Source organism: Sulfitobacter noctilucicola, assembly GCF_000622385.1.
Lineage (GTDB): Bacteria > Pseudomonadota > Alphaproteobacteria > Rhodobacterales > Rhodobacteraceae > Sulfitobacter > Sulfitobacter noctilucicola.
The window spans coordinates 236,168-250,422 of record NZ_JASD01000008.1 but is presented as its reverse complement, the minus strand read 5'-3'; the positions used below and the strand labels follow the sequence as shown (position 1 = coordinate 250,422).

Annotated in this window: 18 protein-coding genes; 12 read left to right on the top strand and 6 right to left on the bottom strand. The window is 58.4% G+C overall.

The features are described from left to right. Positions 1 to 28 precede the first annotated feature (28 nt). The gene (locus tag Z946_RS0104740; RefSeq protein ID WP_241461299.1) at positions 29 to 598 is read left to right on the top strand and encodes a YqgE/AlgH family protein; all 570 of its coding nucleotides are present in this window, start codon (positions 29 to 31) and stop codon (positions 596 to 598) included. A gap of 13 nt (positions 599 to 611) precedes the next feature. Here the strand turns inward: Z946_RS0104740 and Z946_RS0104735 are convergent, their stop codons facing one another. Continuing rightward, entirely contained in the window at positions 612 to 1,556 is a 945-nt protein-coding gene (locus tag Z946_RS0104735; protein ID WP_025054586.1) for an L-threonylcarbamoyladenylate synthase, read from the bottom strand. A 127-nt stretch (positions 1,557 to 1,683) separates the two neighbouring features. Here Z946_RS0104735 and Z946_RS0104730 point away from each other — a divergent pair, with 127 nt between their 5' ends. The 5 genes from Z946_RS0104730 (at position 1,684) to Z946_RS0104710 (ending at position 5,807) form a co-directional block, all read left to right on the top strand. After that, the gene (locus Z946_RS0104730) at positions 1,684 to 3,390 is read left to right on the top strand and encodes an acyl-CoA dehydrogenase family protein (protein ID WP_025054585.1); all 1,707 of its coding nucleotides are present in this window, start codon (positions 1,684 to 1,686) and stop codon (positions 3,388 to 3,390) included. Further along, entirely contained in the window at positions 3,390 to 4,442 is a 1,053-nt protein-coding gene (locus Z946_RS0104725; protein WP_025054584.1) for an MBL fold metallo-hydrolase, read from the top strand. Before Z946_RS0104730 ends, Z946_RS0104725 begins: the two co-directional genes overlap by 1 nt. Positions 4,443 to 4,448: 6 nt before the next feature. Further along, complete coding sequence (locus Z946_RS0104720; protein ID WP_025054583.1) at positions 4,449 to 4,922, top strand: DUF6173 family protein; 474 nt, start codon at positions 4,449 to 4,451, stop codon at positions 4,920 to 4,922. 86 nt (positions 4,923 to 5,008) lie between these two features. Then, positions 5,009 to 5,143 (top strand): aa3-type cytochrome c oxidase subunit IV, encoded by a 135-nt coding sequence (locus Z946_RS0104715; RefSeq protein ID WP_025054582.1) that lies wholly within the window; start codon positions 5,009 to 5,011, stop codon positions 5,141 to 5,143. A gap of 49 nt (positions 5,144 to 5,192) precedes the next feature. Beyond that, positions 5,193 to 5,807, top strand: a complete 615-nt coding sequence (locus Z946_RS0104710) for a hypothetical protein (protein WP_025054581.1) — start codon at positions 5,193 to 5,195, stop codon at positions 5,805 to 5,807. On the opposite strand, the gene Z946_RS0104705 is transcribed toward Z946_RS0104710, so the two are convergent. Continuing rightward, positions 5,792 to 6,118 carry an AzlD domain-containing protein gene (locus Z946_RS0104705; protein ID WP_025054580.1) on the bottom strand — a complete coding sequence of 109 codons (327 nt, stop codon included), beginning with the start codon at positions 6,116 to 6,118 and terminating at the stop codon, positions 5,792 to 5,794. The genes Z946_RS0104710 and Z946_RS0104705 overlap by 16 nt on opposite strands. Next, complete coding sequence (locus tag Z946_RS0104700) at positions 6,115 to 6,834, bottom strand: AzlC family ABC transporter permease (protein ID WP_025054579.1); 720 nt, start codon at positions 6,832 to 6,834, stop codon at positions 6,115 to 6,117. Before Z946_RS0104700 ends, Z946_RS0104705 begins: the two co-directional genes overlap by 4 nt. A 53-nt stretch (positions 6,835 to 6,887) precedes the next feature. Here Z946_RS0104700 and Z946_RS0104695 point away from each other — a divergent pair, with 53 nt between their 5' ends. From Z946_RS0104695 to Z946_RS0104680, 4 genes are read left to right on the top strand one after another with little or no spacing between them, the layout of a single operon-like run. Further along, positions 6,888 to 7,769, top strand: coding sequence for a formate dehydrogenase accessory sulfurtransferase FdhD (locus Z946_RS0104695; RefSeq protein WP_174416547.1), 882 nt, complete (start codon positions 6,888 to 6,890; stop codon positions 7,767 to 7,769). Further along, positions 7,769 to 8,371, top strand: coding sequence for a molybdenum cofactor guanylyltransferase MobA (gene mobA, locus Z946_RS0104690; protein ID WP_025054577.1), 603 nt, complete (start codon positions 7,769 to 7,771; stop codon positions 8,369 to 8,371). The genes Z946_RS0104695 and mobA overlap by 1 nt, the downstream gene beginning before the upstream one ends. After that, positions 8,368 to 8,859 (top strand): molybdopterin-guanine dinucleotide biosynthesis protein B, encoded by a 492-nt coding sequence (gene mobB, locus Z946_RS0104685; RefSeq protein ID WP_025054576.1) that lies wholly within the window; start codon positions 8,368 to 8,370, stop codon positions 8,857 to 8,859. The genes mobA and mobB overlap by 4 nt, the downstream gene beginning before the upstream one ends. 20 nt (positions 8,860 to 8,879) lie before the next feature. Continuing rightward, positions 8,880 to 10,925 carry a molybdenum cofactor synthesis domain-containing protein gene (locus Z946_RS0104680; protein WP_037969397.1) on the top strand — a complete coding sequence of 682 codons (2,046 nt, stop codon included), beginning with the start codon at positions 8,880 to 8,882 and terminating at the stop codon, positions 10,923 to 10,925. On the opposite strand, the gene Z946_RS0104675 is transcribed toward Z946_RS0104680, so the two are convergent. From Z946_RS0104675 to Z946_RS0104665, 3 genes are all read right to left on the bottom strand, one after another. Next, a complete protein-coding gene (locus Z946_RS0104675) occupies positions 10,922 to 11,920 on the bottom strand; it encodes a hypothetical protein (RefSeq protein WP_037969395.1) in 999 nt (332 codons plus the stop codon). The two genes, Z946_RS0104680 and Z946_RS0104675, sit on opposite strands and share 4 nt — an antisense overlap. Positions 11,921 to 12,006: 86 nt before the next feature. Then, positions 12,007 to 12,477, bottom strand: coding sequence for a transcription elongation factor GreA (gene greA / locus Z946_RS0104670; RefSeq protein ID WP_025054573.1), 471 nt, complete (start codon positions 12,475 to 12,477; stop codon positions 12,007 to 12,009). A gap of 137 nt (positions 12,478 to 12,614) precedes the next feature. Next, positions 12,615 to 12,995, bottom strand: a complete 381-nt coding sequence (locus Z946_RS0104665; RefSeq protein ID WP_025054572.1) for a VOC family protein — start codon at positions 12,993 to 12,995, stop codon at positions 12,615 to 12,617. Positions 12,996 to 13,079: 84 nt separating this feature from the next. Between Z946_RS0104665 and soxR the strand changes: the two genes are divergently transcribed. After that, the gene (gene soxR, locus Z946_RS0104660) at positions 13,080 to 13,547 is read left to right on the top strand and encodes a redox-sensitive transcriptional activator SoxR (RefSeq protein ID WP_025054571.1); all 468 of its coding nucleotides are present in this window, start codon (positions 13,080 to 13,082) and stop codon (positions 13,545 to 13,547) included. A gap of 57 nt (positions 13,548 to 13,604) precedes the next feature. Further along, the gene (locus tag Z946_RS0104655) at positions 13,605 to 14,243 is read left to right on the top strand and encodes a DUF998 domain-containing protein (protein WP_037969068.1); all 639 of its coding nucleotides are present in this window, start codon (positions 13,605 to 13,607) and stop codon (positions 14,241 to 14,243) included. Positions 14,244 to 14,255: the final 12 nt, after the last annotated feature.

The following is a 14,255-nucleotide window of genomic DNA, read 5'->3' as shown; positions in this document are numbered from 1 at the left end:
CTATGCAAACAAAAGGACGGCAACTTTGATGACCGATGCGCCCCTGTCGCTGACTGGCAAACTGTTGATCGCCATGCCAGGCATGGGGGATCCGCGGTTTGCCCATTCGGTTATTTTCATCATCTCCCATTCGGACGAGGGGACCATGGGTCTGATCGTGAACAAACCTGCTGAAGGGGTCAGTTTGACGGACGTGCTGGATCAGTTGTCGCGTGATGGCACACCGCTGAGCAGGAACCTTGGCGTGCATGTGGGCGGGCCGGTCGAAACCGGTCGCGGCTTTGTGCTGCATTCGGATGAGTACCGTTCGGCATTACACACGCTGTCGGTCGAGGGCGGATTTGCCATGACCGCGACGCTGGATGTGCTGGAAGACATCGCGCAGGGCGAGGGGCCGGAAAAGGCGTTGTTGATGCTGGGCTATGCCGGTTGGGGACCGGGGCAGGTTGAGGCGGAGATCGCAGAGAACGGATGGTTGACCGGGGAAGCGAGCTTAGAGACAGTTTTTGATTTGCCGGATGCAGAGAAATGGGAAGCCGCGTTGCGGTCTCTTGGTATTGATCCGCTGCTTTTGTCTGCAACAGCCGGGCGGGCCTGAAGGCGCACGCTGTCTAGCGCGGCGCGGCAGCACGGCGCAGCCGGTCGTTTATGGCCGACCCCAATCCGTGATCGGGGACCGGCGAGACAGCGATCGGACGTCCAAGCGCATCAAGCCGATGCAGGTATTCAAACAGGTGCGCTGCCGCTTCCTGCAAATCAGCGTCAGGTGACAGGTTCAGGTCACAGGGCACGGCCCCAAATCCCAACATAACCTCGTCATTCAGAGCTTGTGACGCATTCAAGCGGACGCTGGCCCCCGGTGCGTAGTGCGAGGCGAGCTGGCCCGGTGCCGTTACCGCAGCGCTTTGTGGGTCAGACAAGGGCGATCCCAAGACGCTTTCTATGGCCTCGCGTGGTACTCCACCACTGCGCAGCAGGACTGCTGTTGCAGCGCCCGAGATGCCGATAATCGTGCTTTCCACACCCACAGAGCAGGGGCCATCGTCGACCACCGCTTCGATCCGACCCTCAAGCCCTGCTACCACATGATCGGCGCTGGTCGGGCTGATCTTGCCTGACGGGTTCGCCGATGGTGCCGCAACAGGACCGCCAAATGCCTTGAGCAAAGAGCGCGCCGTGGGGTGGGCTGGCACCCGCAATGCAACCGTGTCGAGCCCCGCCGTCACCAGCGAAGATAGTCCATGGTCCTGTTTCAGCGGAAGCACCAAAGTCAGCGGGCCGGGCCAAAAGGCATCTGCCAGTTTCGATGCCAGATTGTTCCAGCGAACATAGTCGAGCGCTTGTGAGACATCGGCGATATGCACGATCAACGGATTGAAGCTTGGCCGTCCTTTGGCCTCATAAATACGTGCCACGGCGGTCCCGTCGCGTGCGTCTGCGCCCAACCCGTAAACGGTCTCGGTCGGGAACGATACCAACGCGCTCTGCGTTAGCAGTTCGGCGGCGCGGGCAAGGCCTTTGGCGTCCGGTGTAAGTCTGAGTGTTCTGGTGTTCATCGGTATTCCGTGACGCCGCGTTTGAGTTGCTTGGGTTCTGCCGGCGTTTCATGATAATGGCCAGCACAGCATGTAACACGGTCGCGTGTGACGCGCCAGATCACCGCCCTATTTCAGGAGAAAACCTATGCCGTATCGTGCCGCCGTAAATGAATTCAGCTTTATCATTGAGGAGCTTCTGGATGCAGAGGCCCTGCGGGAGACGGAGCAATTCGGCGATGCGACTGCAGATTTGACGTCCGCAATTCTGACGGAAGCAGGCAAGCTTTGCGACGAGGTTTTGGCCCCGTTGCAAAGGGCCGGTGATCTGCATCCTGCAAAGCTTGAGAACGGCGTGGTGCGGACCTCTCCGGGATACAAGGAAGGGTTTGCGGCAATGGCCGAAGGCGGCTGGATCGGGATGGCTGCCAGCCCTGATCATGGCGGGATGGGGCTTCCGATGATCCTGACCAGTGCGGTAAACGAAATGATGAGCGGCGCATGCCTGTCATTGCAGCTCGCTCCGCTTATGAGCCAGGGCCAGATCGAAGCGCTGGAGCATCACGCGTCTGATGCGATCAAAGAGCTGTATCTGCCCAAGCTCATTTCGGGCGAATGGACCGGCACGATGAACCTGACAGAGCCGCAGGCCGGTTCGGATGTCGGTGCCCTGAAATCGCAGGCCATCGATAACGGGGATGGTACGTATTCAATCTCCGGTCAGAAAATCTATATCAGCTGGGGCGATCATGATGTTGCCGAGAATATTTGCCATCTGGTGCTGGCGCGTATCCCCGGAGCGCCGGAAGGCACCAAAGGTATCAGTCTGTTTCTTGTGCCGAAGTTTCTTCCGAACGAGGATGGCAGTGTCGGGGCGCGCAATGGTGTGGCAACCGTAAGTCTTGAGCACAAACTGGGTATCCACGGCTCCCCAACCGCCGTCTTGCAGTACGAGAACGCCAAGGGCTGGATGGTCGGTCCTGAACAGGGCGGTATGGCCGCGATGTTCACAATGATGAACAACGCGCGTCTTGGCGTTGGCGGGCAGGGGATTGGCGTTGCCGAGGCGGCATACCAGCACGCTATGGCCTATGCGTTGGAGCGGCGGCAGGGCAAATCCCTGCACGGCTTTACAATTGCGGCCCATGCCGACGTCCGGCGGATGCTTATGGCGATGAAAGCGGATATTTTTGCGGCGCGGTCCATTGCAATGACCTGTGCCTATGCGATTGATATGGCGAGTGCCACCGGCGATCCGGTCTGGACGTCGCGGGCTGCACTGCTGACACCGATTGCGAAATCATTTGGCACCGATGTGGGTATCAGGGTCGCTGATATGGGCATTCAGGTGCATGGCGGTATGGGTTTCGTCGAAGAAACCGGCGCTGCGCAGTTCTTGCGCGACGTGCGCGTGACGGCAATCTACGAGGGTACCAACGGTATTCAGGCGATGGATCTCGTGGCCCGCAAGATGATGGACGGTGGCGAAATGGCCGGTCGTTTGCTGGACGAGATCGAGGCCAAAGCAGAAGCCGCGCGGGCAGAGATGCCCGAGATTGCCGAAGCTGTGTGGCAGGCAAGCGAAACCTTGAGAGAGACAACAGACTGGCTTGTTGCGCAGGAAGACCTGACCGACCGATTTGCTGGCGCTGTGCCCTACTTGAACGCCTTTGCTCGTGTGTTGGGTGCTTACTTCCATCTGTCCGCTGCGATGGCCGATCGTGGCGGCCCGCGTGAAAAGCTTGCCCGTTTCTATGTAAACCGGTTGTTGCCGGATCACACCGGACTGCTGGAACAGGTGCGGGTCGGACAGCATGATCTTTATGCGATGGATCTAGACGAGTTGTCCGCCTGATGGCCGATGTAGCGCCCGCCGGTCTTCGCTATCCTTGGGATACCCCGCCGGCACATGGCACGGAGGCGATTGAAGTCGCGCCCGGAGTGCTGTGGCTGCGCCTGCCTTTGCCGATGAAGCTGGACCATGTGAATGTCTACGCTCTTGATGAGGGCGATCACTGGACGATCATCGACACAGGCTTTGCTTCTGGCAAAACGAAAGCAATCTGGGCTGAGCTTATCGCCGGACCTTTGGGCGGCAAGCCTGTGGGGCGTGTGGTTGTCACACATCATCATCCCGATCACATCGGGCTGGCCGGTTGGTTCCAGTCAGAGCATGGCGCGGAGTTGGTGACGACACGGACCGCATGGTTGACCGCCCGCATGTTGACGCTGGACGAACAGGAAGTTGCACCGGCTGAAAGTCTCAGCTTTTACCGGCAATCGGGTATGGATGGGGCCATGCTTGAAAAGCGGGCCACGGACCGGCCATTTAACTTTGCCGATATTGTTGCCCCTTTGCCGCTGGGTTTTACCCGCATCAAGCAAGATGACACAATCCAGATGGGGGGACGCACGTGGGAGATCCATATGGGCAACGGTCACGCGCCCGAGCACGCCACCTTCTGGAGCCGTGACGACAATCTGGTGATTGCGGGGGACCAAATCCTGCCGTCGATCAGCCCCAATGTCGGTGTCTACCCGACCGAACCGATGGCCGATCCCATTGGGGAGTGGCTGGAAGCCTGCGAACGGCTGGCACCCTTGGGGCGCGACGATCATCTGGTGCTCGGCGGCCACAAACTGCCTTTTACCGGCCTGCCCAAGCGGATGGAGCAGCTGATCGCCAACCACCACGGCTGTCTTGCCCGTCTGTCCGACTACATTTCAGAGCCGAAGTCGGCGTCTGAATGCTTCGCACCTTTGTTCAAAAGAAAGATAGGTGAGGCGGAATATGGGCTGGCTCTGGTTGAAGCGGTCGCACATTTGAGCCACCTTCACCAAAGCGGGCTTGCCACGCGCCAATTGCGTGAGGCCGATGGCGCCTGGGTCTATCAAAGCAAAGGGTGACAGCAGATGGACGACAAGATCATGACCGCCGCCGAAGCGGTAGAGGCCGACGCCTTGCCGCGCATTTACGAGGCGCATTCCGATCCCGATCAGGAATCAGCTACCAAGATAGAATTGCCGGAATCGCTGTCTGACAAACCGATGGCTGGCAAAAGCCCTGCACAATGGGCCTATGAACGCACCATTTTGTACCTCAAGAACTTCGAAGAGAAACTGGATGCGGAACACGAGGTGGCCATGGGCTTTACCGGTGGTGACGCAGGTGTTCTGCGGATCGAGGGAATGGGGTATTTCGACCCTGACATCGTAACGTTTTACGGCACCGATCCCGCAGGATCACGTACGCAGCTTGTCCAGCACGTGAGCCAGCTGAACGTCATGTTCCGCGCATTGCCGAAGGCGGTCGAAGGCAAAGCGGCCAAGCGCATCGGCTTCCGGCTGGTCCAGCAGCTTGAACAAGAGCAAAAGAAGACCGCGTGATCGTTTCCGATTGGACACTTTGACCGCGTGACAGCCTCTAGCAAATGCGCTAATCACCCCGAAACGACATCGAAAAGGACGATATCATGGCCGATCACGAACATGGCACCATGGACTATAAAGAACAGCAGAAGATGTTTGACGGCTTTGTCAGCTTTGTCACGCGCACGGTCATCGTGATTCTGGTGTTGCTGGTTCTGATGGCGATCTTCATCCGCTAAAGATTGCCAGCTGATACCGGGCTTTCAGCCCGCAAAAGGAATGTCGCCGATGAAACGGGTCTTTGCCATTTTGACGGCGCTCAGCGTGCTAGGGGCCTGTGCTGCAAATACCGGCGGTGACAGCACTGCGCAGGAAATTGCTGCTTCTGCCTATCGCGCAGGTGGGCAACCCAGCCTGACACTTTTCACCATGGTGAATAACCGCACAGGCGAGGGGGGACACTCCGCGCTGATGGTCAATGGATCACAGCGGGTGATTTTTGATCCTGCGGGTTCATTCCGCGATGACCGCGTGGTCGAACGCGCCGACGTTCTTTACGGGATTACGCCGGGCTGGTTGCAGGCTTACAAATCATCTCATGCTCGCGTGACATTCCATGTGGTGTCTCAGGAAATACCGGTGACAGCGGCGCAGGCCGAGCAGGCCTTACGTTTGGTTCAGGGGAACGGTCAGGTGTCAGGCGGATTTTGCGCGAATGCGACGTCTTCGATCCTGACGCGCATCGACGGACTGGGCGGGATCAGCACTACATTCTTCCCTGTCAAACTTATGGAACAACTTGAGCAGCGTCCGGGCGTCCGCACCACCAAGCTTTATGAAGATGACAGCGGTGATCTGATCTCGGCTGTGCGTGCCGCTGCGCTGGCTCAGGCCAACAAGTAAAGCATTCCGTAAAGCGTGGCTGCACCTGCCAGCATGGCGGCAAGCACGTTTTTCGTGAGCAACCCCACGGTCAAAGTCACAACCGCTGCCGACATCCGTGCAGGATCGGGATCACCGCCTGTTGCTGAGGGCCATAGAACCTGCGGTGCTACAAGCGCGGGCAAGACGGCCACAGCCGTGTAGCGCAAGTGGCGCAGCAACCAGTCCGGCATCGCGCGGTCTCCGACCAGACCGGTGAAGACGAAACGCAGGAAAAAGCTGCCGAGCCCCAGCCCAATGATGATGATCCAGAGTGTCGTTGTATCGATCATGGCTTTGCTCCTTCCCGCTGAGTGAGCCAAAGCTCGGTGCGGGCTCCGGCCATCATTCCGGCGATTCCCGCGATGATCAGGCCCAGTGAGTAGGGCACACCGGCGGCCAGCAACGCGACAACCACCGCCACCAGCGCGGCCACCACATGCGCCAGCGTGCGGAACATTGGTGCAATCATCGCCAGAAAGGTAATGGGGATGGCAAAATCCAGCGCCCAACTGTCAGGTACCTGCGCACCAAGCAAAGCCCCCACCAGCGTAAATGCGTACCAAAGAGGAACCACCGGAGTGACCGCCCCGAAGAAATAGGCAACGCGCTGCGGCACCGTCATTTGCGGCTCTTTTTCGAACTTTGCAATCGACACAATGTAGGACTGATCAACGGTGACGTAAGCCATCAATGCCCGTTGCCACAGCTTTGCCGAACCGATGTAGGGCGTCAGCGAAGCAGAATACATGGCCATGCGCAGGTTTACCGCCAGCGCAGAGGCCAGAATAACGACTGTGGGTGCGTTTTCTTGCATCAGTTGCAGGGCGGTAAACTGGGCCGCGCCTGCGATGACCACAACAGAAAAGGCCAGCGTTTCGAACACGCTCAGCCCGGCCTCAACCGCGACAAGCCCGAACAGCAGTGAGAAAGGGATAATGACGAGGATAAACGGCGATCCGTCGGCAAGGCCTTTGAGGTATGCGGATTTTGCGGTGGTGAAGGCCATGAGAAATCCCTAGATTATTTCTCAGTCCTAACGCCAAGTCTCAGGGGATACAAATGGCTCAAGACCCCGATGTGACAGAATATCTGATCGCCCCCGATCCGAAGGCCGCGCGCCTGACGCGGGCGGTTGCCGGAACCGACCAGACAGGCGAGGAAACGACGATCAGCGTGGTCGAAGAACGCCCGCTGACGATCTACCTCAACAGTCAGGAAATCGTGACTGCAATGACGATTGGCGACTATCCTGCCTACCTTGCAATCGGATTTTTGCGCAATCAAGGCATGTTGCGGGACGATGATGATATTACGCGCGTCGATTACGACGAAGAACTTGAGACCGTGGTGGTCCGCACCGCCCGTGCGACAGATTACGAAGACAAAATGCGGCGGAAAACCCGAACCAGCGGTTGCGCGGTGGGAACAGTCTTTGGTGATATGATGGAGGGATTGAGCGACGTCGTACTGGCGGATACCCAAGTACGCGCCTCATGGCTTTATGCGCTGTCGGCTAAAATCAACCGCACGCCGTCACTGTATCTCGAAGCAGGGGCGATCCATGGCACGGTGCTGTGTCAAGGTGATCGTCCGCTGGTCTATATGGAAGACGTGGGCCGTCACAACGCAGTCGATAAGATCGCCGGTTGGATGCTGTCCGAAAAAGCCATAGCGGATGACAAAATTCTCTATACCACGGGGCGGCTTACATCTGAGATGGTGATCAAGACAGCGATGATGGGGATACCCGTCCTTGTTTCCCGGTCGGGCTTCACGGCATGGGGTGTAGAGATCGCGCAGCAAGTCGGTCTTACGTTGATCGGACGCATGAAGGGAAGCCGGTATGTCTGTCTTGCAGGGGAGAACCGATTGATCCGCGATGCTGACCCTGCACAGATAGCGGCCGAGCCGAAACGTGCTGGTCGCAAGGGAGCCGTGTGATGGAACAACCGCTGGGCGTCATATTGGCAGGCGGACAGGCCACCCGCATGGGCGGTGGCGATAAGGGTCTGCTGACCCTTGGCGGGCAACCTTTGCTCCGTCATGTGATCGACCGGTTGGAGCCGCAGACCGCTCAGGTCGCAGTAAACGCCAATGGCGATCCCGCGCGTTTTGCTGCTTATGAATTGCCGGTGCTGCCGGATAGTATCGAAGGTTTTGTCGGCCCATTAGCCGGAGTGCTGGCCGGTCTGGACTGGGCAGCAGAGCAGGGGGCGCAAACTATCGTAACGGCGGCGGCGGACACACCTTTCTTTCCGTGCGATCTGGTTCCGCAGTTGTTACTTGCGAGCGAAGGAATGATCCATCCGCTCGTGCTTGCGGCGACCACTGACACGCGCCGCGGGACTGCACGACATCCGACTTTTGGACTGTGGCCTGTTGCCCTGCGCGACGATCTGCGTGCCGCACTGAACGGCGGGTTGCGCAAGGTGGTCTTATGGACAGAACAGCATGGCGGTCGCGAGGCTGTCTTTCCTGACGAGCATGCGTTCTTCAACGTGAATACCCCGGATGATCTGACGCAGGCCGAGGCAATGCTATGAGGATTTACGGTGTCGTTGGCTGGAAGAATGCGGGGAAAACCGGATTGATGGAACGTCTGGTGACCGAGATCACCAGTCGCGGTTTTTCCGTCTCGACAGTCAAGCATGCGCACCACACATTTGACGTGGACCACGAAGGTAAGGACAGTCACCGCCACCGTGTGGCCGGAGCTTCCGAAGTGCTGCTTGCGTCACGTAATCGGTTTGCGCTGATGCACGAACTGCGGGAAACAGAGGAGCCTTCGCTTACTGAGCTTTTGACCAAGCTCTCTCCGGTAGATCTGGTGTTGATCGAGGGATACAAACGCGATGCGCACTCAAAGATCGAAGCGCATCGAGCGGAAACTGGTAATGAACTGATTGCACCGGATGACCCGACCATCCGCGCGGTCGCAAGCGATGTGCGACTGACGATTGACCGTCCGGTTTTCGACTTGAACAACACCGCACAAATCGCTGATTTCATTCTGTCCGAGGTGGGGTTGTGAAGGGCTTTGACACGATTGTCATGGTCGATTGGTCTAGCGGAAACGATACAGGCCCCACACCTCGAAAAGATGCCATTTGGGCGGGTATAAACCGAGGCGGCACAGCCGAGGACCCGGTCTATTTGCGTAACCGTCAGGAAGCGGAGCGCTGGCTGCCTGATCTGTTTGAAGCGGAGCATAGTGCCGGCCGGCGAGTGCTGGCGGGCTTTGATTTTCCATTCGGGTATCCAAAGGGGTTCGCCAAGGCATTGACCGGATCGGCGGACCCTCTGGGTTTGTGGGACTGGTTCGAGAAGTTCGTGGAAGATACCCCGCGGCAGAACAACCGATTTGATCTGGCCGGACAGATCAATCTGGATATCGGAGATGGGAAGGGACCCTTTTGGTTCAACGGCTTACAGCGCGATATTAATGGATTGTCCCGCACCAAAGACAGCTATGCGAACCCTTTCCCGGAGAAGCGCCAAAGCGAAGCGCAAGCCAAGGGGGCCTTTACTTGCTGGCAAATGGGCGGCGCGGGCGCGGTCGGTGGACAGGTGTTTACTGGGCTGCCGGTTCTGGCGCGGCTGCGCAAACGCTTCGAGGCTACTGTTTGGCCATTTGAACCGCTGGACGGTGATCTTTGTTTCGTCGAAATCTGGCCGTCTCTGACAGTTGGTCCAAATCCTGAAGAAGTGATTAAGGACGCGTGGCAGGTATCTGAAGTTGCTAGACAAATTGCAGCTCTTAAAGTGGAAGAACTTGCTGAAATTCTTGCCGTCGATGCGGCTGAAGAAGGTTGGATTTTCGGATTGGGTCACGAGGCGCGGATCAAGGGTGTGCCACCTTTGCGCAACGATTGTTTTGCCTTGCCGCCAGGTGTGCACTGGACACCAGTCGATGAGGCGCTGGGCATGCTGCAAGAACGGCTGAGCCCAGTCACAACCACCTGTCGCGCAGCACTGAAGGACGCGCTCGGGCGTGTCGCGGCCGAGGATGTTGCCGCGCGCCGTTCCAATCCGCCACTGCCAAATACGGCGGTGGATGGCTACGGATTTGCAGGCGGCCGCCCAGCAGGTCAGCATACCTTGCCCTTGGCGCAGGGGCGTGCGGCAGCGGGTGACGCGCCTGCTGTGCTCCCTGAGGGTCAAGCGATCCGTGTGCTGACGGGTGCTGCTTTGCCTGCGGGCGTCGACACGGTGATCCTGCAAGAGGATGTGATCGTCGAAGCGGGTACTGTCCGTTTTTCCGGCCCTGTCAAAGCTGGAGCGAACACGCGAAAGGCTGGCGAAGACATCACCGAGGGGGAGGTGATCGTGAGCCAAGGCCGCATCATCAGAGCCGCTGATTTGGCGCTGATGGCGGCGACCGGTGTCTCGGAAGTGACCGTGCGTGCGCCGCTTCGTGTCGGTATTTTATCGACGGGCGACGAACTGGTTGAGGCGGGCGAGGTGGCCGCCGATGGTCAGATATTTGATGCAAACCGGCCGATGCTTTTGGGGCTGATGGAACAGCTGGGTCACGAGGCTGTTGATCTGGGCCGTGCGCCGGATAACCGGGACGCACTGCGCGGTATATTGAACAAAGCGTCCGCGCGGGTAGATGTGATCCTGACCAGCGGTGGCGCGTCTGCGGGGGACGAAGATCACGTGTCTGCGCTGCTGAGCGAGGCAGGCGCGATGGATCTGTGGCGCATCGCGGTAAAACCCGGTCGGCCACTGGCCTTGGGAATGTGGGCGGGCACGCCCGTCTTTGGGCTGCCCGGCAATCCGGTGGCGGCGATGGTTTGTACCTTGATCTTTGCCCGTCCTGCGCTTGCCGTGCTGGCCGGTGCGCCTTGGCAGAAGCCGCAGGGTTTCGATGTGCCAGCGGCATTCTCGAAGAGCAAGAAGGCGGGCCGCCGTGAATATCTGCGTGCGCGGATCAGGGACGGGCGTGCAGAGGTTTTTGCGTCAGAAGGATCAGGGCGTATCAGCGGGCTGTCGTGGGCCGAAGGTCTGGTGGAGTTGCCCGAACCCGCGATGCAGATCACCGACGGGGATAGGGTGCGTTTCATCCCTTATGGCAGCTTTGGGATCAAAGCCTAATCAAAGGTGCCCGCACAACGCCCCAGCAGCATGAACGCCCGCGCAGTGCGCGTGTCTGACAGCGAGGAAATCTCTGCGTCATTTGCGCGAGATTCGAATTCTGCGAAGGTCTTGTCGAAGCGGCGCAAGAAGTGGTGTGCCGTGTCGCGAAAGATAGGGTCCTGCTTCATACGTGCGTTGGTCAGGGCGAGGGATGATCTGTCGCGGATGCCGCCCAGAGGGGCGATCGCGCGTCCGCGTGCGCCTTGCGCAAAGTGGCGCCAGATTTCGGGGCGGGCACGGTCAGGGCGCAGATCATCCATGTAGATACCGTCCTGGCTCATCAGTGTCAGAATGTCTTGTGCCGCCTGCACCAGTTGCGAGGTTGAGCGGTCTTTGAGAGCGCGACGCAGCGCTGCAAAGCCTGCTTCGTCTTCTGCAGTTTCAGGGAAATTCAGGGCGCGGATGAAATCATCGTTGGACAAAAGCGGTGCCATATCGATCGCTTGTGTGCCAAGCGCGAGGCTTGCCTGATCGTCGGTGGCCACCTGCGCTACGGGGGCCGCAGCGCGGGCTGGTTCGTCACGGCGTGATTGAAAGGTCGCAAGGGCTGTTTCGGTCTTGCGGGCGGCAGCGGCAATTTCATCCAACTTGCGTGTCACAGATGGCTCAGACCGCAAATGCTGGCTTTGTTGCTGGCTCAGATAGGCTTGACGGATCGCATCGATCGCGGCCTGCAGGCGCTGGCTTTCTTCGCGCATGACGCGGCTCGCCTTTGCGGCGGTGGCCGCAACCCAGATCATGGCCACAGGCATAAAGATCGCCAGCATGGTCATCAGGAAACGCAAGGACTGCGCACCGTCTTCCGAGGTGCCTTCCTCGCGCAGGATCAGAAAGAAAAATGCAGCCCCCAAGAGCCAGACACCGCTAAGCGTCAGGGCGATAATCTCGATCGAGGTGATCGTGTCGGGTTTTGGTTTATCATAGATGCCAAGCGGCGTTGGTCGCGCGGAAATGCCCGTGACCTTGACGGTCGCGACCTGCGGCTTTTCAGCCTGCTGTTCTGGTGTCTGCTCTGTTTCAGTCACGTGCGTGTCCCCGGTCAGGCATAGACGATCTTGAGAACCTCGTAGGATTTGACGCCCCCCGGTGTGCGTACTTCAACGCTGTCGCCTTCTTCCTTGCCGATCAGGGCGCGGGCGATGGGGGATTTGATGTTGAGCAGACCCGCTTCGATCTTGGCCTCGTATTCACCGACGATCTGATAGGTTTTCTCTTCGTCTGTATCTTCGTCCACGAGCGTCACTTTCGCCCCGAACTTGATTGCACCGGACAATTTCGCGGGATCAATCACATCAGCGAGCGAAATTGCGCCCTCCAGTTCCTTGATGCGGCCTTCGATAAAGGACTGCTTTTCTTTGGCGGAGTGGTACTCGGCGTTTTCGGACAGATCGCCATGCTCGCGCGCTTCGGCAATTGCCTTGATAATGGCGGGCCGCTCTTCGGTCTTGAGCTGCTTGAGCTCGGTTTCCAAAGCGGTGTGACCGCCGCGGGTCATCGGGATCTTTTCCATTGCCGTTCGTCCACGTCATGAGGGCCGCACACCGGGTTTGCCATGGTGTGCGGCCGTTTAGGTTAGGTTGGGAATTACCTGAACCAAAGTGGTATGCAAATGCAAGGGCCATTGGTGCCATCGGCGACAGCAGGCCGTCAGCCGTATTGGACGACCTCGTATTCAAGCCCGTCCGCATCGTGGAAGTAGAAACGGCGTCCGGGCTCGTAATCCGCATGATTACCGGTCTCGAACCCTTCGGCTTTGACCGCTGCTTCTGTCGCATCAAGATCCGGAACGACGACCCCAATGTGGTTAAGACAGCCAACCGTCTGATAGCCCGGCCGCGATGTGTCCACGTCCGGCCCCGGCGTATAGAGTGCGATGTAGCTGTCTTTGGAACCGATATGGACCGTAAAACCGCCCGCCATCGCCGCGCCCTGCCAGCGGATGTTCCAACCGAAAAGGCGGGTCATCCATGAGGCAGTGGCGACAGGATCTGTGACGGTGAAGTTCGCATGTTCGAGTGTTCCGGTCATCGTGTTTCTCCTTTTGCTGTTCATCTGTGCCAAACCTGTGTAATTTCTAAACCTAACTTTAGGTCAAGCTATTTGTGAGGGCGCATGGCAATAAATGACGGGCTTTCCATTGGGGCGCTGTCGCGGCGTACGGGGCTGGCGGTTTCGGCGATCCGCTATTACGAGGCTCAGGGACTGATAAAGCCATGGCGCAATGCCGGCGGTCAGCGGCGGTTCGAGCGTGCCGATCTACGCCGGCTGAGTTTTGTGATGATCGCACAGCAGTTCGGTTTCACGCTTCCTGAAATCAGAGCACAGCTTGAACGCCTGCCCGGAGGTCGCACACCGACCAAATCGGATTGGGCAAATATAAGCGAGAGTTTTCGCTCGGCGCTGGATGCTCGGATCAATACGCTTACCAAGCTGCGTGATAATCTGGATGGTTGCATCGGTTGTGGCTGTCTGAGCCTTGATGTCTGTGCGTTGTATAATCCTAAGGATCGCGCTGCAGAGGCCGGGCAGGGACCGCGGTACCTTATGGGCGATACACCTTCCGGTGATCACGGCGCATAAATTGGAACCCCCGCAGCACAGGCGTGTTGGTCCCGTGAAGGAAAGGGAGCCATCGCAATGCCGCACGACGATCATCAGTACCCCGCACCGGGGTTTATCGCGATTCTGTGGTGGCTGGCTATTCTCGGGGCTGTGGGCTTGATCGGCGGGAACATTGCAGGGTCTATCATCGTACCTGGTCACGATTTTATGGCCGACACAGTGAGCGATCTGGCTGCGGGGCGGTACGAAATCATTCAGGACATATCGCTTTATGGGTTTGCGGTCTCGCTTTTTGCCCTCGCCCTAGCTGCGGCGTACATCCATGACGGCAGCGGACGGTGGAGCATTCTTGTCTTTAGTCTCGCGCTGCTGGCGGCGCTGGTAATCATCATTGGAGCCAGAAACGAATATGGTGATAACGACAGTGATGGCGTCGTGATCCATATTTATCTTGTCTACGCGTTGGGTGCGCTGTTTGCTGTGGCATTCGGTATTTCGGCGTTGGAGGGCAACCGCGTGGCACCCTGGTTTGGGACGCTTTCATTGTTCAGCCTGATCATTTGGGCTGTGGGGGCACCGGTGTTTTTCATTATGCCCACTGCTTACGATGGGGTCTGGGAGCGGGGACTGGGCGTAATCACGATAATCTGGACAATTGCCTTTGCTTTAGGCCTGCGACGATATTCTCGGGTCAGGCGTGCTGACACGCGCTGATTTGTCCCAACG